The organism is Candidatus Poriferisocius sp. (assembly GCF_965204015.1).
Lineage (GTDB): Bacteria > Actinomycetota > Acidimicrobiia > Acidimicrobiales > Bin134 > Poriferisocius.
In genome coordinates this window covers 2,729,300-2,754,350 of the sequence record NZ_OZ241965.1, presented here as the reverse complement: position 1 = coordinate 2,754,350, position 25,051 = coordinate 2,729,300, and the positions used below count along the sequence as shown (strand labels likewise).

At 60.3% G+C, this 25,051-nt stretch carries 24 protein-coding genes; 18 read left to right on the top strand and 6 right to left on the bottom strand.

Annotated features, from left to right (window positions below; translation table 11 throughout):
• The first annotated feature begins 9 nt into the window (after positions 1–9).
• The 9 genes from ACOGJC_RS12425 (at position 10) to ACOGJC_RS12385 (ending at position 7,195) form a co-directional block, all read left to right on the top strand.
• Positions 10–339 (top strand): hypothetical protein, encoded by a 330-nt coding sequence (locus ACOGJC_RS12425; RefSeq protein ID WP_419845313.1) that lies wholly within the window; start codon positions 10–12, stop codon positions 337–339.
• A complete protein-coding gene (locus ACOGJC_RS12420) occupies positions 336–1,166 on the top strand; it encodes a hypothetical protein (protein WP_419845312.1) in 831 nt (276 codons plus the stop codon). Before ACOGJC_RS12425 ends, ACOGJC_RS12420 begins: the two co-directional genes overlap by 4 nt.
• Positions 1,163–1,666: a holo-ACP synthase gene (acpS, locus tag ACOGJC_RS12415; protein ID WP_419845311.1), complete on the top strand. Its 504-nt coding sequence runs from the start codon at positions 1,163–1,165 to the stop codon at positions 1,664–1,666. The genes ACOGJC_RS12420 and acpS overlap by 4 nt, the downstream gene beginning before the upstream one ends.
• Positions 1,663–2,040 carry a helix-turn-helix domain-containing protein gene (locus tag ACOGJC_RS12410; protein WP_419845310.1) on the top strand — a complete coding sequence of 126 codons (378 nt, stop codon included), beginning with the start codon at positions 1,663–1,665 and terminating at the stop codon, positions 2,038–2,040. The genes acpS and ACOGJC_RS12410 overlap by 4 nt, the downstream gene beginning before the upstream one ends.
• A gap of 72 nt (positions 2,041–2,112) precedes the next feature.
• On the top strand, positions 2,113–3,354 hold the full coding sequence (locus tag ACOGJC_RS12405) for an ImmA/IrrE family metallo-endopeptidase (RefSeq protein ID WP_419845309.1): 1,242 nt from the start codon (positions 2,113–2,115) through the stop codon (positions 3,352–3,354).
• Between the two features lie 3 nt (positions 3,355–3,357).
• Complete coding sequence (locus ACOGJC_RS12400; RefSeq protein ID WP_419845308.1) at positions 3,358–4,095, top strand: C1 family peptidase; 738 nt, start codon at positions 3,358–3,360, stop codon at positions 4,093–4,095.
• A complete protein-coding gene (locus tag ACOGJC_RS12395) occupies positions 4,095–5,018 on the top strand; it encodes a MazG nucleotide pyrophosphohydrolase domain-containing protein (RefSeq protein WP_419845307.1) in 924 nt (307 codons plus the stop codon). The genes ACOGJC_RS12400 and ACOGJC_RS12395 overlap by 1 nt, the downstream gene beginning before the upstream one ends.
• Before the next feature lie 607 nt (positions 5,019–5,625).
• Positions 5,626–6,543, top strand: a complete 918-nt coding sequence (locus ACOGJC_RS12390; RefSeq protein ID WP_419845306.1) for a hypothetical protein — start codon at positions 5,626–5,628, stop codon at positions 6,541–6,543.
• On the top strand, positions 6,533–7,195 hold the full coding sequence (locus ACOGJC_RS12385; RefSeq protein ID WP_419845305.1) for a hypothetical protein: 663 nt from the start codon (positions 6,533–6,535) through the stop codon (positions 7,193–7,195). The genes ACOGJC_RS12390 and ACOGJC_RS12385 overlap by 11 nt, the downstream gene beginning before the upstream one ends.
• 253 nt (positions 7,196–7,448) lie before the next feature.
• Here the strand turns inward: ACOGJC_RS12385 and ACOGJC_RS12380 are convergent, their stop codons facing one another.
• The 5 genes from ACOGJC_RS12380 to ACOGJC_RS12360 all read right to left on the bottom strand — a co-directional run bounded on the left by ACOGJC_RS12380 (position 7,449) and on the right by ACOGJC_RS12360 (position 18,239).
• On the bottom strand, positions 7,449–10,562 hold the full coding sequence (locus ACOGJC_RS12380; protein ID WP_419845304.1) for a DEAD/DEAH box helicase: 3,114 nt from the start codon (positions 10,560–10,562) through the stop codon (positions 7,449–7,451).
• Positions 10,555–13,470 (bottom strand): DUF1156 domain-containing protein, encoded by a 2,916-nt coding sequence (locus tag ACOGJC_RS12375; protein ID WP_419845303.1) that lies wholly within the window; start codon positions 13,468–13,470, stop codon positions 10,555–10,557. The genes ACOGJC_RS12380 and ACOGJC_RS12375 overlap by 8 nt, the downstream gene beginning before the upstream one ends.
• Complete coding sequence (locus ACOGJC_RS12370; protein ID WP_419845302.1) at positions 13,463–13,861, bottom strand: DUF7680 family protein; 399 nt, start codon at positions 13,859–13,861, stop codon at positions 13,463–13,465. The genes ACOGJC_RS12375 and ACOGJC_RS12370 overlap by 8 nt, the downstream gene beginning before the upstream one ends.
• Before the next feature lie 32 nt (positions 13,862–13,893).
• Positions 13,894–17,166, bottom strand: coding sequence for a DUF499 domain-containing protein (locus ACOGJC_RS12365; RefSeq protein WP_419845301.1), 3,273 nt, complete (start codon positions 17,164–17,166; stop codon positions 13,894–13,896).
• A 185-nt stretch (positions 17,167–17,351) separates the two neighbouring features.
• Positions 17,352–18,239 carry a DUF6602 domain-containing protein gene (locus tag ACOGJC_RS12360; protein ID WP_419845300.1) on the bottom strand — a complete coding sequence of 296 codons (888 nt, stop codon included), beginning with the start codon at positions 18,237–18,239 and terminating at the stop codon, positions 17,352–17,354.
• A gap of 342 nt (positions 18,240–18,581) precedes the next feature.
• Here ACOGJC_RS12360 and ACOGJC_RS12355 point away from each other — a divergent pair, with 342 nt between their 5' ends.
• The 9 genes from ACOGJC_RS12355 (at position 18,582) to ACOGJC_RS12315 (ending at position 23,808) form a co-directional block, all read left to right on the top strand.
• Entirely contained in the window at positions 18,582–19,034 is a 453-nt protein-coding gene (locus ACOGJC_RS12355) for an LLM class flavin-dependent oxidoreductase (RefSeq protein ID WP_419845299.1), read from the top strand.
• Positions 19,035–19,240: 206 nt separating this feature from the next.
• A complete protein-coding gene (locus ACOGJC_RS12350; protein ID WP_419845298.1) occupies positions 19,241–19,738 on the top strand; it encodes a Panacea domain-containing protein in 498 nt (165 codons plus the stop codon).
• 36 nt (positions 19,739–19,774) lie between these two features.
• Positions 19,775–20,053, top strand: coding sequence for a hypothetical protein (locus ACOGJC_RS12345; protein ID WP_419845297.1), 279 nt, complete (start codon positions 19,775–19,777; stop codon positions 20,051–20,053).
• 203 nt (positions 20,054–20,256) lie between these two features.
• Positions 20,257–21,219, top strand: a complete 963-nt coding sequence (locus ACOGJC_RS12340; protein WP_419845296.1) for a hypothetical protein — start codon at positions 20,257–20,259, stop codon at positions 21,217–21,219.
• A gap of 294 nt (positions 21,220–21,513) precedes the next feature.
• Entirely contained in the window at positions 21,514–22,275 is a 762-nt protein-coding gene (locus ACOGJC_RS12335; RefSeq protein WP_419845295.1) for an AAA family ATPase, read from the top strand.
• 54 nt (positions 22,276–22,329) lie between these two features.
• A complete protein-coding gene (locus ACOGJC_RS12330) occupies positions 22,330–22,629 on the top strand; it encodes a DUF2442 domain-containing protein (RefSeq protein ID WP_419845294.1) in 300 nt (99 codons plus the stop codon).
• 7 nt (positions 22,630–22,636) lie between these two features.
• Positions 22,637–22,849, top strand: a complete 213-nt coding sequence (locus ACOGJC_RS12325; RefSeq protein WP_419845293.1) for an MbcA/ParS/Xre antitoxin family protein — start codon at positions 22,637–22,639, stop codon at positions 22,847–22,849.
• Between the two features lie 80 nt (positions 22,850–22,929).
• On the top strand, positions 22,930–23,637 hold the full coding sequence (locus ACOGJC_RS12320) for an alpha-ketoglutarate-dependent dioxygenase AlkB (RefSeq protein WP_419845292.1): 708 nt from the start codon (positions 22,930–22,932) through the stop codon (positions 23,635–23,637).
• A 45-nt stretch (positions 23,638–23,682) separates the two neighbouring features.
• A complete protein-coding gene (locus ACOGJC_RS12315) occupies positions 23,683–23,808 on the top strand; it encodes a hypothetical protein (RefSeq protein WP_419845291.1) in 126 nt (41 codons plus the stop codon).
• Between the two features lie 391 nt (positions 23,809–24,199).
• On the opposite strand, the gene ACOGJC_RS12310 is transcribed toward ACOGJC_RS12315, so the two are convergent.
• Complete coding sequence (locus ACOGJC_RS12310; RefSeq protein ID WP_419845290.1) at positions 24,200–24,865, bottom strand: hypothetical protein; 666 nt, start codon at positions 24,863–24,865, stop codon at positions 24,200–24,202.
• Between the last annotated feature and the right edge of the window lie 186 nt (positions 24,866–25,051).

Sequence of the window (25,051 nt, the reverse complement as noted above, 5' to 3'; positions counted from 1 at the left end):
ATCCGTGTCATGACAGATGACATCGACACGGGGAGCATTTCCCCGCCTCAGCGCCAAGTTGAGAGCACGGTCAATGTCCGTGGACTCAGCGAGAGCGAGCTTGAGATCCATGTAAACGCGCTGCTGACGAGCGTCGGTGAGGCTCTGAGCGGCTCAGGTGCCGGCGTAGCCAGCCTCACGGCGGTGTGGGTGATCAGCCAGGTCGAAGAGTCATGCGGAGTTGGTCGTCTCGTCAATCCTCAAGACCTGACCAAAGATGATTTCGCTACTCCAACAGCCCTGAGCCGAATGCTGCATCGACAAATCCGCAAGCAAGATGCACCCCTCGTCAAGTCATGAGCGAACTACTCGGTGCGACCAAGACCCTGAGCGAGGCATGGCTTCAGGCATTAACGCACACGGCCAGTCAGCGGAACGGCCGCTGCGTTCACTTGGTGATGACGGTTGAGAGTCCCGGCTTAGAGGACGAGACCATCCGCGACGTGCTCGATCTAGCGCTCGATGAGGCGGGAGACCAGAGCGTGGAGACGGTCGCAGGAACCATTTTCCCCAGCTCGCTCTACCAAAGTCCCGGATTCTCATGGTCGCCCGACCTCCATGAGCAGGCTGTCCGAGAGCTAGATGCTGCGGCACACAACCTTTACGAGCGTTACGAGGGAATGCTTCCGGTGTTGCGTAGGGTCCCGGCGAACAGCCGAGGAACCTATTTCTCACGAATGATCACCTATCCGGGGAAGGAACCCGGTGGAACGAATCAGCTCGACTTGAGGATCTCCCGCATTCGCAATGAGTTCGCCAGAAATCGTCGAACCATCAACACGCTTGACATCGATGTTGGTGCCGACGCTCTCACATCTGAGTCGCTAGAAGGAATACAGGTCTATGCGCCTAATGACCAGCGGACCAGAGGCTTCCCCTGCTTAGTCCATATCGATCTGACCTTGTTCGATGGAACGTTGCACTGCACAGCTGTGTACCGACACCAGTACCTCATCACAAAGGCATACGGAAACTTGGTCGGCCTCAGCCGCCTCATGCACTTCTTGTGCGAACAGACGGGTGCTGAGTGCGGTGAGCTGCTGGTCCATGCAACGTTGGCCGACGCGGAGCCGAGTCACCGACCAAAGCCACAAGCACTTCTGAAGTCAATGGGAGCACTGTTGTGAGGGACGTCGATGCTCTACTGACATCGCCATCTGCGGCACTCGCGTCTGCACTCGAAGCCTCGGCGCTGGCTGAGGATCGCAACGGTGTCGTGGGCGTTGGAGTTGATGTTGTATCCGTCCCGAGAATGGCCCGACTTGTTTCCGAGGGCGGATCGGCGTTTCTTGACCGTGGCTGGACATCAGAAGAAAGTGCTGAGGCCGATGGTGACCCGGAGCGGCTCGCGACAAGGTGGGCGGCGAAGGAAGCAGTGATGAAGTGCCTCGGTCTAGGGATCAGCGACCTCGACCCGCGAAACATCGAAATTTCGTCGTCGAAATCGGGAGCTCCAAGCGTCTCGTTGCGAGGTTCGGCTGCCGAGCGGGCCCGATCGCTTGGGATCTCGAAGTTGGACGTCTCTGCCTCCCATGAAAGTGGCTGGGCTACGGCAATCGCAGTTGCCTCCGCACGGATGGGACAAGAGGATCTGGAAGTGCCACACCAACGAAAGGACAGATCATGAGCATGGACGAGCCCGAATCCGACTCAAGCGAGCAGATGGCACTCGCACAACGGCTACGGGAGGCGCGCGAGTACATAGGGCTCCTCCAAGAGGATGTCGCCGCTGTGCTTGATATTCCCCGGGCAAGCGTGTCGGCGATTGAGTCCGGAAAGCGTCGCGTCTCGTCGCTTGAGCTCAGGCGTCTCGGCCGTCTTTATCGCCGGCCAGTGGCATGGTTGCTGGGAGAAGAGGACACTGAGGTCGACGTGAATGCGCCCCTGTATAGGGCGACTGCGGCCCTGTCGGACCAAGACAAAGAGCAGGTCTTGCGCTTTGCTGAATTCTTGGCCGGGGCGGGGCGGCCCGGGGCCATCCGAGCAGAACCAACGGAGTAGCCCGTGGCTTCCGAACACACACGCCGACTCATGGCTGCAAGCTCTGCGAACCGGCTCTTGAACGAGGCTGGCGTGGATCAGACGCGCCAGGTGGACGTGTTCGGTTTGGTCGAAAGCCTCGGGTTGTGGCTCGCCTTCTTTCCGCTTGATGGGCTGTTAGGGGCGTACCTGCCAGAGGGCACAGGCGGCATCCTCATAACCACCGAGCGCTCAACGCCGATCCAGCGGTACACCGCGGCGCACGAGCTCGGCCACTGGCGACTCGATGGTGGCCACGATGCTTCACTCGATACAGAAGCGGACGTGCTGGGACGCACCGACATCGAGCGGGAGACACTTGCCCAGGTATTCGCTGGGGCGCTGCTTATGCCGCCCCCACTCGTCCAGAGCATTCTGTCGCGGCGCAATACGACTTCGCTTGGCCCGCTGGACATCTACACCGTCGCCCGTGAGGCAGGCGTTAGCTACGAGGCAGCTGCGAGGCAGCTGTACCACCTTGAACGGATCACGCGGAATGATCTGCGAGAGCTGCTCAAAGTGCCGCCGCTAAAGGTCAAACAGACGATTGGCGCCGGACGCCGACCTGTCGTCGGCATTGCAGACGTTTGGCCGGTTGATATGGCTTGGCGCGACCAGCAACTCAACGTCCGGACTGATGACGAGATCATCATTTCGTTGCCCGAAGACCGCAGCACCGGTTACAGGTGGTCGATCCCAAGTACCGACCCAAGTCCACGACGCTCTGCGACACAGCCACCGCCCCCCTTCGCCGACGACAATTTCCTGGGCTGGGTAGAACTGGCGACGACTGAACCGAAGGCTGAACCACGCCGCAAGCCCCCAAGCCAAGCCGTCGACCGAGCGCGCAAGCCCGCCCCGGCGGAGAAACCAGAGCCAATTCCTATCGCTGGTGGGCGGGCAACCGTGGTCGGTGATGTCTATATTGCAGATGGCTCCGCTCAGGTGACGACCGACGCGGCCATCCGAAGCCGCCGCCTAGCGAGACTTGATGCCTCCGAATCGGGAGATGCCGTACAGCAGGTTCGCGACGAAAAAATCGTCGTAGGCGCAGTGGGCCGCCGAATCTTCGGCATTCGGTTGGAAGAACCCGGTCAGACAGAGGTCCGGCTCGTGCTGCGCAACGAGTACGGCAACGCCGATCCGATCGACGAGTATCGAATCACGGCAGCCGTCGAGGCGCGGCGAGAGGCGTTCGCCATCGACCAGATCAGCGATGATGACGACGACTGGGTGGAAGAAGCGCGGGATCGCCGACGCTCGACCACCGCAGTAACTGTGGATGAGCCCCACTAAGCAATGGCCGGGTACGACGCGAGGCGGCAGCGCAGCTTGGCTCGGCTGCCAGTCGACTTGAGACCGATGCTCGCTCCAGCGATCGACCAAGGAACCCGACCGCTGTGCATCCCCATTGTCGTGACCGCCGCTCATGAAGCATCTCGCACGCAGCCACCCGAACCGCTCGCACCCGATGCCTTGTGGTCAAGTTGCGTCGCGAACGGCACGGCATCTCGTGAGGGCACAACACTGGAAGCTGTCGCCGACGCCCTCCGGACGGATGGCCAGCCCAGTTCGGCGGCTTGGCCATTCAATATTGCAATCATTCACGAAGCCGATCAGATTCCGTTGGCGGCCCAGACGTCCATCTGGCACCAGGCCGACTTGTCCCCCGTGCCGGTCGCCAATGACGGCATCGAAGATGGCATCGAAGACAAGCTGGCGATCGGTCTCGTTGTTGCGCTGATAATTGAAGTCACAACGGAGTTTGAGCAAGCCACGTCCAACGGCACCATTGAAGTGCCTCCGTTGACGGCCCCACAGGGTTCCTACCACGCCGTGCTGGTGGTTGGAGCTCGAACACAAGAACGAGTCCGAGCTCTGCTGGTACGAAACAGCTGGGGACCGGGATGGGGGGCAGGCGGCTACGGGTGGCTGCCTTTGGACTACCTAATCGCGTTTGGAGCACGCGCTGGCGCCATAGACCCCACGAGCTTCACAAGCAGCCCACAACCAAGCACATGGGGGAACGACTCCTGATGACGAACGAATCACTCACCCTTGCGGAATACCAGCGCAGATCCCAACGAACCGATCACTTCCCTCAGATCGGCGACGACGAAAACGACGCGCTGCTGGGTCCGCTACTCGGACTCGCCGGTGAAATAGGAACGTTGCACGCCGGCTACAAGAAGTGGCTGCGAGATGGAGATGCGTATGAACTCTTCAAGGACAACGTTGCAGAGGAGCTCGGGGACATTCTGTGGTACACGGCAAATGCCGCCGAGAAGGCTGGGCTCTCGCTTGACGAGATCGCCCGAAACAACCTGGATAAGACTTCTGATCGATGGCCGGCTCGCGGAGGCGAATCGCCGAGGCGCCGGAAGCCTTCAGAACATTTCGATGCCGGGCTACCACGGCGGCATCAGCTTCCCCGCACGTTCACCGTGACGATTCGCCCGATACCAAGCGGCGGACCCGAACCGCTGATCGAAGTGATCTGGAATGGGAAACGCGTTGCTGACAATCTTGGAGACAACACCTACGACGACAGTGGCTACCGATTCCACGATGCATTCCACTTGGCCAACGCCGCAGTGCTGAGTTGGTCTCCCGTGGCCCGAGGCAAGATCTTCAGTCGCAAGCGACTCAAGGGAACGATGGCAGATGCTGTTGAGGACGGTGGCCGGGCAATCGTGATCGAAGAGGCGATCGCCGCATTCATGTTCGCGTACGCCCGCCAGCACAATTTTCTCGAAGGCGTGCGGCACCTCGACTACCACGCACTCAAGACGTTTCAGACCTTCACCGCCGGCCTTGAGGTCGAACAGCGCCATCTCTGGGAGGTCGAGCAAGCTGTACTCCAAGGATTCGCCGCATGGCGGCAACTCCGAGATAACGACGGCGGAGTCCTGCGGGGCGACCTTGCGGCACGGAAGCTCAGCTACACACCGTTGATATAACTCTGGGGGGCAATGGCAATTCGGTTTTAAGCCATGGAGTGCCGCTCGAGGAACTGAGGGCAGGACACGCAAGTGGTTCGATCCTCTGAGATACCGTCTGATGACGGAAGAGACGGAGCTACCTGGCTATCTGGCTGAGACTGCCGGGACTGTCACTGCATCTTCAATACCACTTCGGGGGTCAACGCCTTGGACACCTGAGCGAACTGCTAATGTCGTCAAGCGTGGATCGCGAGCGCAAAGTCCATGGCATGTTGACTGATTGTCTGTTCGTGCCCCCAAGCGACGCCGGGTCTATGCAAAGTGCAGCCAAAATCGGGACTGATCGCACCCTATCACTTGAGACCATCGACAATGATCGCGAGTCCTGGTTCCTAGGTGTGATGTTGTCAACATAACTCCCCTCTAGAAGGAGAACAATGCCAATAGTAAGTGACATTATTGACCAATCAAATCGAAATGAGTCAAGGCTGACTGACAAATTCATCTGTTCAGAAGAATACAGCCAAGATGATCCAAGTTGGAGTGTCAATACATTTGATACAAAGGCATTTGAGACCATTGATAATGATAGAGAATCTTGGTTGCTGGGAGTATTACCTCCTTCGTGAGCACTTCCGCTGCTCAGCCCATCATCATTGGTTCCTACAATGATCCGCATGTTCAAGATGTAGCAGATAGATTAGATAATCCTATCGTCTTGGATGTTGAGACTCTTCAGAAAGGCGACATAGCTGTTGTCGCAGGTGAACTTATTGGCATCACCAATCATGAGGCTAATTTATCTCGGGGTTGGATCCGTAGGTTGGCACCTGCTGGTTGGACTCATGGAATACAAGCAAACAGCAGACAAGCAATGGAGCAGGCAGCATGGTTGTCCATGCTGATTTCATTCATTAGGACTAGTAGTGCGAAATGGCTTACGGAGATTGACAGGCTAGTCTCTGCAGAAAACAAGATGTTGCTATCACAAGTTGCTGCCGAAATGGGGATAAAGAGTCCGAAGTCAGCGATAGCATGCTCACCTCAACATGCTGTCAATATATTAGGAACTAGAAATATTGTTGCTAAACCAATCGGGCCTTCAAACTTCCTAATGGGTCAAGATCATGTTTCCATCCCGACAAGCAGTCTTACCTCTTGGCTTGATACGACTTTTCTGCCTGAACCATACCTGTATCAAGAACGAATACAGGCGGCACGACATTTCAGAGTTGTGACTGTTGGAGACCATTCTTGGTGCTACACAAAAGAGGTAGTAGATGGGGATCCAATAGACTGGAGGTATTCCCCGACTGGCCACGACGGGTTTGTATCATTTGAAGATAAAGATATCCGATCCGCCTCATTAGCATTGGCTAATAAGTTAAACATTGGATACTCAAGTCAGGATTGGATAGATGATGGAGATACGAAGTGGGTAATCGACATGAATCCCTCTGGACAATGGCTGTTCTTGCAAGATAGCCAGTGGGTTGGAACTGCCATTGCAACGTGGTTACTAGGCACATCTCGTGACTTGTGAAAAGAAAGAGAAAACAAAGCTAAGAAGACTGTACGATGATTATCGTCTATACTGTACCCATCTCCTGATTGCAGTTATACCATATAGACTTCCTCCGTATGGCAATTACTATGGGGACAATAAACCAGGAGAACCTGGCCAGTGGGATAAAGAGTCGCTCGATATATTTATCGAAGAAGCGAGGGATCAGTACGAGAGACAGCAATTTGCGTTGATGAGGATCGAATCCCTGAGTCAATTTCTGTTTGCGACTGGAGTAGGTATTCTCGCGCTTGTCATTGGTTTCTACAATGATATTGGAGGAAATTGGGTAATCGCTTGGTGGATTGCATTTGCTCTACATATTTTGGGAATGATGGGAGCTGGAGCTAATTTGCGAAACAAAAAAATTTATGGGACTGTAGATGTCATCATGATGAGCAAGGATATGTTCCCGTCAAATAGAGTGAAATTGGCAAAATTATATATCAATGCAATTCCACGCGGTGAGGATACAAATACAACGCTCTTGGGTCACTATTGGATTGCTTTAAGGCTAATGGTATCTGCAGGAATCACTTTTGCAATTGTGTGGCTCGTTGGTAGAGCTGCAGACCACCATGTTGATCCAAGCACTGAAGAGACACTTCTTTCCCTAATGGATATATTCTAGTGCTGCAAACGGAAATAAGTGTGACGGCACGATTTGTAGATGCAAGTGAATCTTAATACTTAGAAGGATTTGTTGCAAGAGACAGTGGATGGCTTGGACTCAATCCCGATGGTGGACCAGGACACCAAGCGCAATGGCTGCAAGTGCATGCTCTCCAGGATCGTCACAGCAAGATAAATCGGTTAGTTCCGAAAATTTGAGGGGCCGAGGAATTTGGTGCAACTGCCCCTTGCCCCTAAGCCTTTGTTGCTAGCTATGCAGATTCGGCCAGGTCTAGGAGGCGATTGAGCAACGGGCTGCCCCAGGTGAGGAGGGTGATGTGGGGGGTGTCTTGGTAGCGGGCGGGGTTGAAGGTCACGGGGTGGGGGGAGGCGTCGTCGAGGGAGAGGATCCAAGCGTCGGAGTAATCGGTGTGGGGGGTGAGGCGGTCGCGGCACGAGGGGATGCTGAGTAGGGCATCTCGGAGGTCGTTGAGGGTCATGGCTGGTTGCAGTTGGGTTTCGTGTTCGGGCACGGCGTCGAGGTCGGCCAGCTTGATGGGTGCCCGTTCGAGCTGATCGGCTGTCCCGATCAGCTCATTGGCGGCGGTAGCTGGATCGATGCGGCCCATTGCGGCCCGCTCGAACACCGACTCGGTGGCGGCGAGTACGGGTTGGGCGTTTCCCACCACGTTGGTGAACCAGTCGAGCCGATCGCGGATGCGGCGGTAGATGTCGTCTTCCACCGTGTCGGAGTAGAACAGGTTGGTTACTTCGACCTTTGGCTGACCTCCGATGCGGTCCACACGGCCGATGCGCTGCTCCACCCGCATGAAGTTCCACGGCAGGTCGAAGTTGACCACCCGAGCGCAGGTTTGCAGGTTGAGTCCCTCTGACATGGAGTCGGTGCCCAGCATGATCCGCACCTCGTCGCCCTGCCGGAACAGCTCCTTTACTTCTTCTTTTGGAATGGGCACCCATTGGCGGCTCTCAGGCATCCAACGCTCACCTCGCCCGCCGTAGTAGCACACAATCTGAGCGCCGTAGATCGGGGTTAGGCGATCCCGCACGTAGCGAAGAGTGTCGGCGTACTGGGTAAACACCACGATGGTGCGGTGTCCGTCGGCGAAGCTCTGGGCCAAGAGGTCTACCAGCAGACTCATTTTGGGCTCGTCGGGTGGCAGAGCGTCGAGATCGGCGATGAAGCGGTCGAGTTCATCTATCTCAGCTGCGAGGTGGTCGGCGGCGGACTCCTCCTGTTCTTCGAGGTCATCGCCCCAATCAGCGGTCTCCAGCGCGGCCACGTCGTCGGCATCGAACAGCTCCGCTACGGCGCGGCGACCGGCTAGCACCTCTCTCCGCCGATCCAGCGAGCACCGGATGGCGTGGAAGCTAGAGGTGAGCCGCCGACGGTAGATGGTCATTATGAACCCCAGAGGCCTGCGGGTGCCGACAGCTTGGAGGTAGGCGTCGTAGTGGCGGGTGATGTAGCCCTCAATGCGGTTGTAAAGGCTGTGGGCCGTGCCCAAGTCGCAGAACTCATCGGTCACCTCCCGGTCGGGAATAACGGTGTCTGCCGGGAGCTTCCCCTGGTCGTGGTAGGCACGAAGTGTGGTTCGGGTGGTGCGAAATACCCGGTCTCGCACCGGTGTGTTGGACCTCAGCCACAGGTCCCAGTGCGGCGTTATGTCGGGGTCGAGAAGGCGGCGGGCGGAGGCGGAGAAGGGGCGTTCGTGGAATCGGGTAATGCGTTGGGCCTGTACCGGCCCGAGGTCGGCCCGTAGCACCCGGGCCGCGGTGGCGTCAGGCTCGGAGGTGGCAAAGTGGCCAACCAGCATCTGTTTGAGGAACTGCCATTGGCGATGGGCGAGAGGCTGCTGCACCTCTTCGTAGTACTGCTGCATGGGCTCGGCACTGATATCCCACTCGGGGGGCAAGCCGAACAGGCTGAGCAAATCCCACAAGTCATGGGTGTGGAGCTGCATGGGAGTGGCTGAAGCCAACAGCAGTGCCCGCCATAGCCCCTGCTCCTTGAGGGCCAGCAGTGTGGCCAGCAGCTGGTTGGGAGTGTCATTGGGCCGGGCGCCCCGACGGCGGGCGTGGTGGGTCTCGTCCACGAACACCAGATCCCAGCCTTCGCCGTCCAGCAGGTAAGGACGCTGCTGACGACGGCGAGCGAGATGCGACGACGCCAGCAGAACTGGTGCGGCCCGCCACGGGTTGGCGCTAGCCTGCAGCCGCTCATGGCGACCGTCGGCGTAGACCAGTTCGCGCCCCTCAAGACGGGGCACATCCAGCAGGAACTTCTCGGCCAGCTCTTCTTGCCACTGGATGAGCACCGATGCGGGCACCAGCAACAGCGCGGTTTTGGCTCGACCCGACAGCAGCAGCTCTCGCAGAACCAGCCCGGTCTCGATGGTCTTGCCAAGGCCCACCTCGTCGGCCAGCAAATACGACCGGGGCCAAGTGTCCACAATGCGCCGGGCGATGGCCTCCTGGTGGGGCCACGGCACGATGCCGGCAGAAGCCAGACCCACACCGGTACCGGTGGAAGGAGCCTCTCGGATGTCGTTCAGCCGCTGACGCTCTTGGTCGCTAAGCGGTGTGGGCTCTAGGGGATCGCGAACTGGCGGAGTCCAGTGCTCGGGCACCAATTGCAATAGCCGATCGCGGGCCGCCTCAGGTAGCGGCAATACCTGCCACGTTCCCCGGTTTGCGTCCGAGCCACTGGGGATGGGGTTGCCCTCCCATAGGCGCTCAAAGTCGTCAGCACACCGCTGGCCGTAGTTCTCCCAAATTTCGGGTTTCCACGACTGGTACACGCTGAACGACTCGAAGTTCTCCTGCCACCCGGCTGCCGACTCGTTGATGCTGCCATCGAACGCTAAGCGATCTCCGGCGGCATCGGTGACCACCCCGAACTTGGAATGGAAATAGCGATGACCCGCTTGGGTGCCGGTCAGCGGCATCCCGCTGGGGTCGCAAGGCACGCCCACCCGGATGTTGAGTCGCTGTTGTTGCACTAGCCAGGCGATGACCTGCCATCGCTGTTGCGCAATCTCATCGGCGCCCACATCGAGATGGGCCAGCAGACGCTGGGCGAGCACCTCGTCGACGGGGGTGCGGCCCAGCAGAGCCTCCCGGTCGACTTCAGAGAGTTGCGCCCCCACCAGAAACCGGATGGTGCCTTGGTTGTGGATGAACCGGGCCAGCCCGGCGGCAGCCGACACAAACGCCGAGGAAGAGAAGTAACCCGCTACCCGGTCGTAAGCCACCGCCCGCTGAAGCACCGGCACATAGAACGATCCGAGAAGGTCACCGTCGCTGGTGTAACGGGACTCGATAGAAAGATCGGCAAACCGCCCTGAAGAAGGATCGGGTTCAGCCATCGGGTGAGAAGAGCTGTTGCTCGGAGATGTCCAGCGGGTCGGGGGGAATGTCCAAGTCGGGGAAGCAGGTGGTGGCTAGCCGGTCCAGCAGCTCGGCCTCGTCCACATTCCATTTGCCGGACGACTTGGTGCGGGGCACGGCTCGGAGCAGGGCCTGGAGGCAGTCCCGGAATCGGGCGTCAACGGTGAGGCTTCGCTCGTTGAGCCACCGTCGGGCTGCGGCCGGGCCATCCTGCTCAGTGATGTACAGCGCGGTGTGGACGGCATCGATCAGCGCCGGGAAAGAGCGGCGCTCCCGGTTCACTCCTGGCAGGTGGCTGTCGCTATCCCGACGCAGCCGCTGATGGGGCGGGGTTATGGTGACAGAACCGGATTTGGCGGTGATCAGCTTGGCCCTCTCAACTTCGGCTACCTCCAGCCCACCAGTGGCCAGCGCCAGCTTGCGGGCTTCGTCATAGGGGAACTCCCGAGCGGCGAACATGCTCCAGGACATCAATATGAAATCGGTGAGAGGGTCGAACTCGGTTCCGCTGCCTGCCAGCCGAGCCCGCTGGCGACGGGTGACCTCAGTTCGGGCCACAGCCAGGGCCTCTTCAGGGCGCAGCAGCCGTGAGCGGCCCTCGGCGTCGGCCTCGTCGGAGTACACCGGCCAGCGGGCCGACAACTCCGACAGCGCCGGCCCGTAGGTTGACAACAAGAGATCCACCCCGGTGAGGCCCTGCTTGGCGGCCCGTTCCAGCGCGTCACCCGCAGCTCGGCGGATGTCGCCCTCGATGTCATCGAGGTACACACGGTCCAGGCTGGCGTCGACTTCGCTGCGCTTACGGCACACCATGAACACGGTGGACTTAGCCGAATTCTTCCGGGCCTGGTGGAGCGATTTCTCGGGTTCGGTGTGAACCGGCCAAGAAGTCTCAATGGTAAACCCGGAGGTGATGAGGGCAGTTCCCAAGGAGTCCCAGGCGTCGGCCCGCTTGTGGGTGAACATCACCGTGAGAACGCCGTCATCGGCCAGCACCCGGCGGCACTCGGCGAAGATCGCCGCCATCTTGGCGGTGTAGTCGTGATCTGCCAGTTCTTGGGCCCGCCGCCCAGCGTGGGAGAAACGGGCCTTGTTGGTGACCGCCTCGTCATGTTTGTTGGTAAGCGGCTCGGCAAACAGATCGGGCCACAGCACGCCCAGAGTGCGTTTCTCCCATACGTAGAAGAAATCGGACAGCTCGGCATACATCACGTTGTCGTAATACGGCGGATCGATGCACACCAGGGTTTGCGATCCGTCAACTATCGATGCCAGATGGCCCGCGTTCTCATGGGTGACGATGACATGGGGCTCGGGCAACTCGTAACTGAGGAGCTTGTCGGATGCGTGATCGGGGTAGAGCAACCCGGCGATGCCGTCATACGCGTCGGTGAGCTGGTCCAGGGTCCAGGCATACAGTTCGGTGCCACCCTCGAACTCGGCAAAGGTATTCTTGAAGGCAAAGCTGTGAGAGTCGAAAACCGAGCGGATTTTCTGTCTTGATACGTCCCAACTAGCTAGCTGAGCGTTCCAGTTAAGTGCCTTGCCCTGCATGGTGGCCAGTAAAGCGAGCACTGCATCGGCTCGGCCGGGGCCGTCAATGGCGGCGCGAACCTCAGGAACCAGCTTGCGGAACTCATCTACGAAGCATCCATGGACTAGAAGCTGACGAGGGGTGAAGAAGTCCCGCCACCGGGGCATGCCGTAGCTGAGGGGGCGGTTATCGTTGCCTTCTGGGAAGTACTCGGCAGGGATTACGTCGGCGTGCTCCCATTGAGGCAAAAGCTGTTCCAGTTCGGCTTCGGCTGCGGTCAGCGCGTCGAGGTCTACTGGTTTGGGGGCCCGAAAGCCTCGGCCAGAGGCGGTGCGAATAGCAATCGCGTACAGCACCTCGTTCATGCGGCCGGCTTGGGCCTCGGCTTTGATGTACTTGCTGTCGATGGTCAGGTGGTCCCAGGGCGATACCGCCTTCCCCTGCGACCAAGTGGCCTCTTTCTTAGGATCGAAGTCGATGCTCCGGCCCTCGACGATCTCGAACTCGGGGGCATCTAACTCATTGCCGTTGCGCCGGGTGAGCAAACGCACCGCCACCGGTTTATCTCCCCGCCTGAGCGACCAATCGCTCACCAACGGCACGATCTTGCCCGTACGGGGACAATCCACGGCACGCGCGAAGATGTAGGCAACCACTCTTTCTTGAGTGTCCGGCCCCTCGAAGTAGGGCAAGAGGTGGTTAGTCAGACGACTGACAAATTCACCGCCCCATTGCTGCAGATCGGCAGCGATGTCAAAGCCATATCGAGCCGACATCTCCACTCCGCTTCGCAACACCGACGCGGCCACCGGGTTAAGGTCATTGGCATGGGTGGTAAGTCGGTAGCGCACGGCCTCGTAAGGAATCGAGCCACCACCGGCGGTGGGATCGCACACCGTGGGCAGTTGTCCCCAAGCATGCTCAAGAACCTTATGTAGGAGGCTGAGATTTTGGGCATCGGGAGAGTTCTTGTACGCCTGCTTGTAGCCGTAGCCGTTGCCCTTGAGCTTGACACCAGCGGCGTTGGCGGCGTCAAGCAACCTGCGCGCTTCCACCGGGTCGCCCCAGATGCCACAGAGGTGGAGGAACCACTCCTGATAGGCCAGAGGAGTAGCCAATTCGTCGTGGTCATGAAACTCAGTGGCTAGTTGAGAAGACCAAGCGGGCAGCAGGCTGGCTAGCACTGCGCCCGCGCTAGCTACCAGTGGGCGTCGAGCCCACCACACATGGAGGGTCTTGAGTTTGGGGAACTGGCCGGGAATTGGGCTGCTTTCCCGCACCGACTCGATGCCCAGCTCGGCTACTGGAAACCAGTCTTCTATGAGTAGCCGGGGGCGGTCTTGCTCAGTCATCGGCTAGCAGCAGGCGCAACGCCCGCAGCGCCCGCCTCCCGATCGGACCGGTGGACTGGGCATACCAGTACAGGGCTTCCTCGGTCGTCAGGCCGTTTATGGCGTCGGTGATCACCCGGCGGCGCCCGGGTCGGGCCACCGGGGCGGCAGCAGTCACCGTAAGGGCAAGGCGCACTCCGGGTGCCTGAGCCAGATTGAACGGACGGTATCGCCGGGGCGAAACCGCAGTGGGGAGATAGCCAGATGCGGCTACCGCGTCGACCACGGCCCGGCGATAGCCCACAGCTTGCGCCGAGTTCACTTGGGCCACTGGCAGGCTGGACTTGCCGATGGTTTCAGTGAGGGTGAAGCCCCAACCGTCCCCGGCGGCGGTGGGAAGGAGTCGCAACACAAAGCGCCGCTCCCTCGTGGTAGGCACGCCCATTAGCCACGGCTGCTTTCTTCAGCCAGCGTGATGATGATCTCTACTGCGCCGGGGTCGTTGGTGGTGACTACCGAGCGGAACTGATCCCAGTCTGGACCGCCGTAGGGGATGGGTGCCGCCGGAGTGAACTCCAAGGCCAACTTGCCATCCACATCGGAACCTCGGTCGGCCAAGCCCAGCAGGGCGTCCTCCACCTGGCGCCATCCGCTGACGCTGCCGGTCAGCTCGGCGGAGAGGCTGCCGTGTAGGCCGTCATACTCCACCATGATCTGGGCCGTCACTCGGCAGTCGAACCGGGGAAGTTGGCTCACGCAGTAGCCCAGGACCCGCAGGTCTCGGGCACCTTCTCCGACGTCAGCGGTGGCAGTAACTGTGAGTCCGGCTACCGGGCCGCCGCCCCGATCGACGAGGGCGTCGTCGATCTGGCGAAAGGCGACTCCCACGGTGTCGCCCACCCCCCGCACGATGACAGGTCCACCGCGATCTGCTGGTGTGGAGCCGACCCCCTTTTCCTCGGCTTTCTCAGGGGTAAAGACTAGGAGACTGTCCAGTTCCGTCCCGATGATCTCGTCAGCGGCAATCGCCGCATCATCACTATTGGTACCGCTGGGATCTGTCAGGACAACCACACAGCTTCCAGAACGCACACCTCGGGTCAAGGCCTCAAGCACCTCGGATTTCTCCGGTTCACCGTCTAGTGCTTTGTGCAGCTCGCGGCGGAGCGCAGCACCGTCAATGCTCCCGCCGTTGGCGGCCAGCGCGGTGTTGATGGTTGGCTGGTCCACCGGTCGGCGGAGCAGGCCCAGCTCTTGGGCCCGTTCCTCGGTATAGAGCCACACATTGCCGTCAATGCGAGCGGGTGGCGGGGGACCACCCAGCCCCCAAGCCCTACCTTGATCGGGGTCGTAATACACCCAAGCCCCGAAGCGCACCCCGGTGGCGATGGCATCGGTGATGAGACTGGGATTCAACACAATGGCTTGGGCGTGGTCTCGCCACGGGCCTTCTGCCAGCTGAGCGGTAGTGACCTCTGGATGGCTGGGGCTAAACCCCACCGCGGCGGCCAACCGGTCCGTGGTCGGCACGGTATCGGTGATCTTGCCATTGGACCGCAGGGCCTCGATGATCACTGCGGTCTGAGCTTGCTCCACTCTCCCCTGGTCGCGGGCGGGTAGGTCGTGGTGACGAAGATTCTGGTTGGCGGGGTCGCGCGCCGGATAGTACAAGTGGCGGTAGGCAGCGCAGATGGCAATACGGGTCTCCAAGACGGACTTGTCGGCCAGCGACTTGAGAGTTTTCGACACGTCACGGTCGAACTGGTCCATGCGGGCGGTATCCGTAGTGACACGATGGGCAGCCAGTTCGAAGCCCACGCGATCCCGCATGGCCTCGATGGCATCATCGTCGGCCACTAGTGAGACCAACGCATTGCGGTAGGTGCGGTTCTGCTCTCTCGCGCCGAACCGATTGGCCACGTTGGCCACCTTTTCGTGCGGGATGTGGGCGTCGCGGGCAGTGGTTGTTACGTCGAGGTGGGAGAACACCACCAGGCGGAGCTGTTGTTCGTCGGGCACGTCGGCGGTGCTTGAAGGAAAGTGGATCGCCTTCACTGGGCCGTCGGTGGGGAAGAGTTGGCGGATGCGGTGGTCGAGTTCCTCGGTGATGTCGGCGTTGGCCACGTTTGCCATTTCCGAGGCAATGATCCGGTTTGCGTTTGGGGCAATCTGGAATCGCCAGGTCGCTCCGTCGGACACCAAGTGCCATGCCACCTGGCTGGTGGCCACCAACGCCTCGTCTATGGCGTCAGGATCGTCATCGGGCTGGCATGTGCCGGCGTAGATGTCGGGCAGGGCTGCTCCGGGCAGAGGCTCGCCGGCCACGCTGTGGCAGAAGACCGTTGTACACGCCCGGGTGGCGGTGCGCTGGGCGGGCCAGCGCTCTTGGTCTACCCCGCCGGCGTGGCTGCTCGGGGCGGCGAAGTCGGCTACCGCCGGGCCGTCGAGGGCGTCACGGTCGATGGAGGTGGTGATTGACGCCCGTACCTGGGAGTAGTGCAGCGGCAGGTCGCCCAGATTGATGGTGGGGGCGTCCACCCCGTCGGCCCACAGGGCAGCGACTGCCTCAGCCAGCATCTTCAGAGCACCCCGTGCCCGCTGGAATCCCGGCATTGGGCCGATGCGCTTGTCGAGGCAGTCGATAAGCGCGGGGTGGAAGGGATAGGCGCTAGCGATGCGCTCGGCGTATGCGGCCGGGTCGGCAGTAGCCGCCCCAACGGCCACGCCCCGCTGGGCCAGAGTGCGGTACAACTCCTGATATGCGGCGGCGGCGGCTGCTGCGGCCTCGTTGTCGACTTCGGAGAACAGGCGGCGCCGCAGGATGAAGCCGATCTCGTGATCCTCGGCGGGCCGGCCAATGGCCCCCTTGGGCCGCTCCATCACGTCGTTGGCCTCGGTGATGAGCTGTTCGGCGGCCACGTCGTTCAGCGTTTGGCTGATCTCGGTGGTTTCCTGGCCGAAGGCAGCGGTGCCGGTGGCCAGGGTCACGATGACCCGCACGGCAGGAGCGGCCGTGGCCGCCTCGAACAGCACCTTCAGACTGGCGACAGTGGCTCTGGCCAGCTGGTTGATGTCCGATCTGGCCGAGGAGGCAAGCTGGCGCAGGTACTGGGCGATCTCGTCGATAACGATCACGGTGGGGGCTGTGCCGAACATCTCGAGCCATACCTGCTTGCCGGGAGCGGTGCGAGCCTCGTCGCTAGCCTGGACGAGGGCCCACGCCTCGGGGCTGAGCTGGCGGCCGATCTCGCCCCACAGGGTGTAGGTGGTGATGTCGCCGGTGGTGAGGCCGTTCACCGGGTCGAGGCTGTCGCCCACGACAGCCGCGGCTGAGCACTCTTGAGGGAGCAGGGCGGGATCGATGAACTCGTCGAGATTGTGGGGCCGGGCGCCTTTGGCCAAGTGCCACAGAGCGATCAGGCCGTGGGTCTTTCCGCCACCGAAGCTGGTCTCGTAGCGGTACACGGCGTGCTCAGCGTTGGCTGCGGCGGCTGCGTTGTTCGATAAGCGGGCGAACGTGCCAGCCAGCAGGTCTTTGAGGCCATGGGTGGGGTGGGTGATCTTGAAGAAAGAGTCGGCATCGGCGTAGTCGTGGTAACCCGGCGCGTTGGCGATCACCTGATCGAGCTGAGCAGCAAAGTGCTTGTCGACCAGCCCTCCCCGCAATACCTCCTCACGGGGTAGGCATGTATCCCTCACACTTGCGATACCCGTCATGGCCGGAAATCTTGGCACATCCTTCTATTGGGGGTTGAAACCTTGTTGGTGTAACCAGACTGACGGCTACTACTTGTGGATGATGGAATGAACTTCCAAAGAAGGACCCGCATAGAGAACCAAAAGATCTCCTGGCAAGCATAGAAACGCTTTCGTAGAGGAACTGGTGGAATCCCCCATTTGGTCTAGTCGGCCCACTGCAGGGTGCGGCGGTCGCCCATCCTCATGTCCTGTCCCAGATACTTGAAGGGGCCGCTGTGGCCCAGATCAGACTTCAGCAGATGGTCCAGCAGTATCGCGTACAGCATTGACAGGTGCGCCCCCGCCCGGGTGCCGCCGGGCTTGGGAACGCCCTCAAACCAGCACCAATTGTGCGTCTCCGGGCCGTGGTCGCCGGGATAGGGAGTGATTCCCAGCCCCTTCACCACATCTTTCTCGGCATACAGAATCATGCCCCTGTCCAGCAGCACAGAGACGCATGGCACTAGCTCCGGATCCGTCTCCCGCAGGTGGGATCTGACTTTGGCAAATTCGAAGTCCCCGCCATCCACGCACAGTAGGAACGAGAACAAGCGGTTGTTGTACTTATCGCTTATGTGAGGACGCACTATGTCCGTGATCAGGCTGCTGGCATTTATCGCCCCGTTAGGACAGGTGTTCTCGATTAGGGGCCGGTCCATCTCTCCGATCGTCTGAAGCGTGTTCCGATACTTCCCGAAATAGTCCTCCGAGTGGTAATACGCCGACTTGACCTCCCCGATGGCGAAGACCGAGGTCGCCGGGATGTACTCGGTGCCGTCCCTGGTGGTGTACAGAGAGGACATCCTCGTGGTATCGGCAACGATTATGTCCTGCTGCGGACTCACATTGCCGTTGAAGTCAATCAGATGACCGGTGGTTACGCAGTAGCGGTCTGGGAGCATCCGCCTGAAATAGTCCCGGCACGCCTCCTCGACTTCGTTCCCCGCCGTGCTTATGTTCCCTGACCGATGTGCTCTTCCGGCCCCATCACGGGCCCTTGCGAGGTCGTCGGCGTCGGCGGCGAACTGGGCCGCAAGATCAAAGTTCTTCAAACCGGCTTCCTTTCCCAGTGACTGCTTGCAGCACCCTGGACCATTGGACTTTGTCTTCGTTGTGGTCGCTGCCCACAGGTTCGGCGCTCTTGTCATCAGGCTATCTGCGATAGCTGCACAGAGAGGTTTCCAGCACCGACCAAGGCCGTTATTCCCTTGCGGGCCACCAGCAAAGAGGAGTGACACCGACGGACCGGCAAAAAAATAGCCCCGCCATGCCCTGCGGAGCAGGCCAGGCGGGGAGTACTGCGGACAGACTAGCCGAACCCTTAGTCGACCACCACGGCAATTTCCTCGCCCCGCCTCAAACTAGGGTCAGAAGTGGTGCGACATGGGTTGACGATGCCGTTGTTCGGGGCGTTGGCGGACCTGGTGGCGTTTGGGGATATCGCTGAGGCTGCCGATGAGGCCGGGCTCGACGGGGTGTTCGTCTGGGACCATGTGCTCAGCCCGGTTGAGGGCAACTGGCCGATTGCCGATCCTTGGGTGGCCCTGGCTGTGGCGGCAACTCGCAGCCGGCGGATCAGGATCGGGCCGATGGTCACCCCGCTGGCTCGTCGCAGGCTCATCAACGTGTCGCAGGCCACGCTGTCTCTCGACCAGCTCAGCGCAGGAAGGGTGATCCTCGGGCTCGGCCTCGGCAGCGACCGGGCCCGGGAGCTCTCGGCCTTCGGCGAGCCCGATGACCCCGCCGAGCGGGCGGCGAAGCTGACCGAGGGGGCCGAGCTGTTGGGCCGCCTGTGGTCCCAAGAGCGGGTGCAGCACCGCACCGGCGCATGGGTGGTCGACGAATAGGGCTATGCCATTCGCCGAGGCCGGCGCAACCTGGCTGCTCCACGCCTTCTGGCCCGCCAACACCCCAGCCCAAGTCCACCGCTTCATCACCCGATTCGCCCAGGGATAGGCGGGCTTGCTTCCAGAACCGAGCCCACCAGCTAAGGCGTGGGGGCTGTCACACCCAACGCGTATACTGTTACGCCCATGAAGCCTGGGAGCCCGAAATGAGCATCAGCGCGAGTGCGGCATCAAGCGCTTTCGCCATTGCCGATGAGCTGCTCAATCGCAACCCGCGGCTCTCAAAGCTGAAGCTCCACAAGCTTCTTTTCTTCATCCAGGCAGAGCATCTTGCCTGGTACGGTGCTCCGGCGTTCCCGGAAAGCATAGAGGCATGGAAGAACGGGCCTGTGGTTGCAGATGTCTGGCACGACAGGCCCAGCAGGGGTGCGAGGTCCCGCAGCATTCCCCAAGACCTCGATGATGTTATGAGGTCCGTGGTCGCCAGATTCCGTGGGAAGAGCGGCAAAGACCTAGTTGCGCTCGTTCACGAGGAGGGGCCCTGGGTGGAAGTCACAGAGGGCGGAACCGTAGTCGCAAATCAGATCATCCCCCATGAGGCGATGCGGGAGTATGCGAAGCGGCTGCCAAAGGAGCTGGAGCCAATTCGCGATGCGCTCAAGGACCATCCACGGGGCCGCAAATTTGTAGCTGATTCCCGCTGAGCAAAAGAGCCTTATCGCTCAGTACGAAACCCCACAATGAGCAACGACAACCTCTGGGAGACCAATGCCCTATCGCGCTGGAACAAGTTCAGTGGCTCGCGTCCTCTTCCTGACGAGGCCAAAGCAGATGGGCTTAAATTCATCAAGGAGTTGATGGCTGACCCTTTTGGCATCCCCGCGAAGAGGGATCACCACGGCGAATTCTACGCCGTTGTCCACCAAGGGGACATGTGGCGCATCGGTGTGGGCTTTACCATAAACACCGAGCACCGCCAGATCGATGTGATCGGCTTCGAGTTGATCGATGAAATCTGAAGGGTCGGGTGTGGTGCGACATGGATCGACACCGCGCCATTCGCCGAGGCCGGCGCAACCTGGCTGCTCCACGCCTTCTGGCCCGGCAACACCCCAGCCCAAGTCCACCGCTTCATCACCCGCTTCGCTCGGGTGTAGGTGGGCTTGCCTCTGTTGAATGGAGGCGTTGACTTTCTAGTATATCTCGATATATTTCGAGCACGATGGGCGTGTTAGGCGGAATCAAGGGTTGGCTGGCTCGCATCAAGCATGCAGGCCGGGTTGCTTACCTGAAGGCTGCCATCTTCACGGTTCCCCCTTCAGTCATCGGTCTAGTCGTCTTTTGGAGCCAAGAGGGATCGGTCAAGGCAGCCAACATTGCCGGCGGCGCCTCAGCGGTGGTCGCGATAACCGCCGCCTTCTACGTACTCCACCCTCGGCTGAACTATTGGCTGCTGCCGCACAAAACCCGCCGAGACCACAACGCCTACGTTGCGTGGCTAACCCTGACCGTCAGCAATGCAAGAGTTGTGCTGGCAGGGAGTCGAGGAATTGCGGGGGCTCGCACTAATGCTCTCAAGACCGTGCACCTCATGGCGGGAAGCCTCCCCTATGCGCCCCACAGCCTCATCGACATTCATTTTGACGGGCCTGCGGATTTGATGGAGCAGATCGCTGGATTTAAGAGGGTGGCCGAGGCGGTCGTTGGCACAAGAGAAAGGGCACTAGAGGATCCCCGGTTGACCTACCAGATGAATTTGATCACGGCTTTGGGCCATCTCCTCGAAAGGGTGGGTTACGAGCTTGGTGGCCACGGCTATGTCACCGACCTGTGGGAGCAGAACTTGGGTGACTGGGTGATGTGCGCCCAAAGGCAGTACCGGGCACTAATGAGGCCGCTGGGCTCCGCCGCGGCCGAAGACCAGCTTCTCAACCTCTTGGACCGCCTCCACACCCATGAGTTCAATGCAAATGCGGTCCAACCGTTGAAGGAGGGAGACTTGGTGCGGATCAAGACCCCGGAGGCCGAGTGGATTGACACGCTGAAGCTCACTTCTGAGCCTGTGATCGTCGACCGCAGAGAAACAGGGCTACCCATATGGAGGCTTGAGGTGGTAGACGCTGTGGGGGCCGAGGCTGTGTTCACCTGCGACCGGACGGTCTTCGAACCCGCACCGAGCGGATGAACCTAGTCTTGCGGGATAATGCCCTTCGGTTCTCCCGAAGCACCGATGTACCCGCGGAAGAACACATCTCCGAGCCACTCATCTGTAGGCACAGGCCTGGACGTGAACGATCCCGCATCGCGCTCATTCTGCTGGCGTTCGGGATCCAGATTGGCGGACGTCACGCACTCACTCTCTCGTACTCAGGCACAAAACGCAACAACTCATCTGCATTCGGTCAACCATTTGAGTGCCAACCCATTGCAGGGGCGGCACTGGCCAGCAACGACGAAGAGCCGCCTATCGTGTTCTTGCATGGCCGATAAGCAGATCTTCGTGATCGCTGGCCCAAACGGTGCGGGTAAGACCACGTTTGCGATGAGGCATCTGCGAAGCGAGGTGCCTGGTCTGCACTTCGTCAACGCTGATCTCATCGCCGCTGGTTTGTCGCCGCTTGATCTCGGTACCGGTGTGGAAGCCGCTGCCGGCCGGCTGATGCTGGCCGAGATCAACCGTCTGGCTGCCCAGGGGCGCAGCTTCGCTTTCGAGACCACCCTGGCGGGCCGCGGCTACTTGAGGCGCATCGATCAGTGGCGACGCGACGGCTATCGAGTGGTGCTGGTGTTTCTGAGTCTTGGCAGCCCCGAGGATGCTGTGCGACGAGTAGCGCAGCGGGTTAAACAGGGGGGCCATCAAGTGCCTGAATATGTGGTTCGCAGGCGCTTCGACTCTGGATTGCGGAACTTGCGTGAGCACTACATGGGTAGGGCTAACGAGTGGAGAGCGTTGGACAACACCGGGCCGGTGCCGCTGATTGCCGAGCAAGGCATGAACTCAACGGGGTCAAGCGACATCGACCAAGAGGCCTTTATCGATCATCCTCCTGTCTTGAGCGGCGAAGAGTTGACCGAATCCATCTTGCGGTCGCTGCAGCTTGCCGCCAAGGACGCGCATCTTTTGGCGTACCAAACCGGGACCGGCGTGGTGACGCGGCGCAACGGCAAGGTAGCAGTCGTGCCTCCCGACCCGGCCATGTACGAAGACCTCATCCCGCCCCCCTTCCAAGCAAGCGACTAGAGACAGGCGCAAGTCGTTCGCGGTTGGTGGGGAGCTGGGAATATCGTTTCTCTCATGCTGTCGCCCCATGTGGTTGAACTCGAGGTTCAAGAGCCGTACAAGCTCCGGCTGCGATTCGATGACGGCACCACCGGCGTTGTCGATATGTCGGACAGCGCGGCACTCGGCGGCGTGTTCGCTGCATGGGCCGATCCGGACTTCTGGCACTCAGCACACATCGTGGCCGATTCCGGTGCGGTGGCGTGGGGTGATGGCACCGAAGTCGATGCCTGCCCGCTAAGCCTCTATCTCGACGCCACCGGCCAAACCTTCGACGAACTGTCCTTTGAGACTTCCTCAGCCCTCGAATACTGAAGACCCTATGGAGAGCTGGAACTACACCGATTGGCTCCATGAGCATCCGACTGTCGACGACCTGGCCCGGTCGGTCATGAGCGATAACGCAGCAAGTCTCTGGTTGCGCTCACCCAATCCTGATCTTGGCTACGAGAGGCCGCTGGAACTTGTTGCAGCAGGCGATGCCCAACGAGTGATCGACCTACTGCTCGCCCTGGCGGAGGGTGTCACTGCTTAGGCTCGATCCACGTCACCAGCCACGCGTGGCGGAAAGCACAGCCGGTCAAGCTGTCACTGGGTGTCGGTAGGGTCCCGCCCATGTTGTTTGATGTCCTGACGGAACCGGCCACTGTGCCGATGGGGCTTGAGTACCACCCGGACTTCTTGGCTGCCTCCGAGGAAGACGGACTGCTCGCTCATATCGACAATTCTGAGTGGCTCACGGACCTGTCGCGGCGTGTGCTGCACTTCGGCTACAAGTACGACTACACCAGTCGCAGCCTTGATGAATCGGCTCGCATTGGGCCATTGCCCGAGTGGCTGGAACAACTGTCGCACATGGTGCGTGAAGCTGCATCTGAAGAAGCGAAGCAGTTGCTCAACTCCCAGCAACCGTTCGAACAGGCGATCATCAACGAGTACCTGCCTGGACAGGGCATCGCCCCCCACATCGACAGAGACTGCTTCGGCCCCGTTGTCGCCACCGTGAGCTTGGGCTCGGCGGTCAACATGGACTTCTGCTGCGAATCGACCGGAGACGAATACGTGCATTGCCTGGCCCCACGCAGCCTCGTTCTCTTGCACGGCGATGCTCGCTCCAAGTGGCGCCACGGCATCGCCAAGCGGCAATCCGACACCTTGAACGGCCAAAAGACCAAGCGCCAGCGACGCGTCTCAATCACCTTTCGCACCATCGCAGAAACCGGGTGGCAAAAAATAGCCCCGCCATGCCCTGCGGAGCAGGCCAGGCGGGGAATACTAAGGTCAGACTACCCGAGCGCATGGGCAATCACAATGGAATACTAAAGGCCCTATGGAGAGCTGGAGCGACACAGATCGGCAGCAGTCGTCATGAGATACGAGGAACACGAATCGCTTCTCGAAACGCTGAACATCCTCGCCGATGAGGCCACTATGAACGCCATCGCTGAAGCCGAGCGAGACATCGCTTCAGGTGATTTGGTCGAACTCGACTGAGGGCCTCGTGGCGAAATTGGCGTGCCGAGTCGCCAATGACATGCACTAATCTTGGCGGCGTACGCCCTTGCTAGCCTCTCCCGATTTCGGTGAAGCGAACTTGGGCACGGTGGCCGGGGGGTGGTGAGCTGGAGCTCAAGCCGCCACCCCCAGGGCCTTCCCCTCCCCATCGGTACCGCCGACATCGCCTTGAGCTGAACCCGGTCCACATTCTGCGGGTTGAAAGTCCCACAAACTGCGGGTTGAAAACTCCACATTCTGCGGGTTGAAAGTCCCACATTCTGCGGGTTGGAACGCTCCAAGCCAGTCTGTCGGCGGCTAGCCGCTCCCCTAGCCACACGTTGATCTGAGAACGCGCCGCCCCGGTCGGCTCAGAATCTGTCGGTGCTCGCTAGAAACTGTCAGCGCTCCTGTCGGGATCTGCGAGGATCTCAGGCACTCGGCTGTGCTGGCTGACCCAAGTCGCAGCAACCGGAGAGATCCTCTCAAGCACCCATAGGGCACCGTCGTAATTGTCGCTGAGCGCCAAGTGGTGGATTGGCTCGTGATGTGCGATCCGATTCCGAAGGTCGCGAAGTTGAGCCAGTCTGGCGTAGAGGTCGCGCCGCAGTGGAGTGGGGGTGAATGCCCGATTCAATACGGCATTCCAGAGGCCGTCGTAACGCCTAGCGAACAGCGACAACCAAAATCCGAAACTCAGCTCCGCAACAACACGGTCTGCTGTTGGATTCTTCCGTTCGCGCTTCACATGAGCGCGGGCCTCCTCGACTCTGCGCAGCTCATTCCCCTGAAGCACCTGGCGATCCCCGAGCCATTGCCGACCGTGTACAGCCGACACGCAGTCATGCACAGCATTGCGCAGAGCCAGCTCGACCATCTGCAACGGCCCGTAGAATGCGCCGCTGACCATTGTGTTCCAAGCGTGGAGTTGAATGGCCTGCGTCGCATCGCCTCTTGTCGCCCACAGGTAGCTCTTGAAGCGTTCTGTTGAGAGCACGCGACGTAATTCCGCCACCTCGGAGGCACTCAAAGACCCGGAAACACCGTTGTCCGTCACAGGCCCTGTCCCTATACTGGACGACGTAAGCCCTTGCTAGCCTCTCCCCTTTGCGGTGAAGCGACCTTGGGCATAGCTGGCCGGGGGGTGGCGAGCTCAAGCCGCCACCCCCAGGGCCTTACCTTCTCGCCATCCACGGGTCCTTCTTTGCGCTGCGAGACGCTCATTTCCTTCGACCTCTCCAAT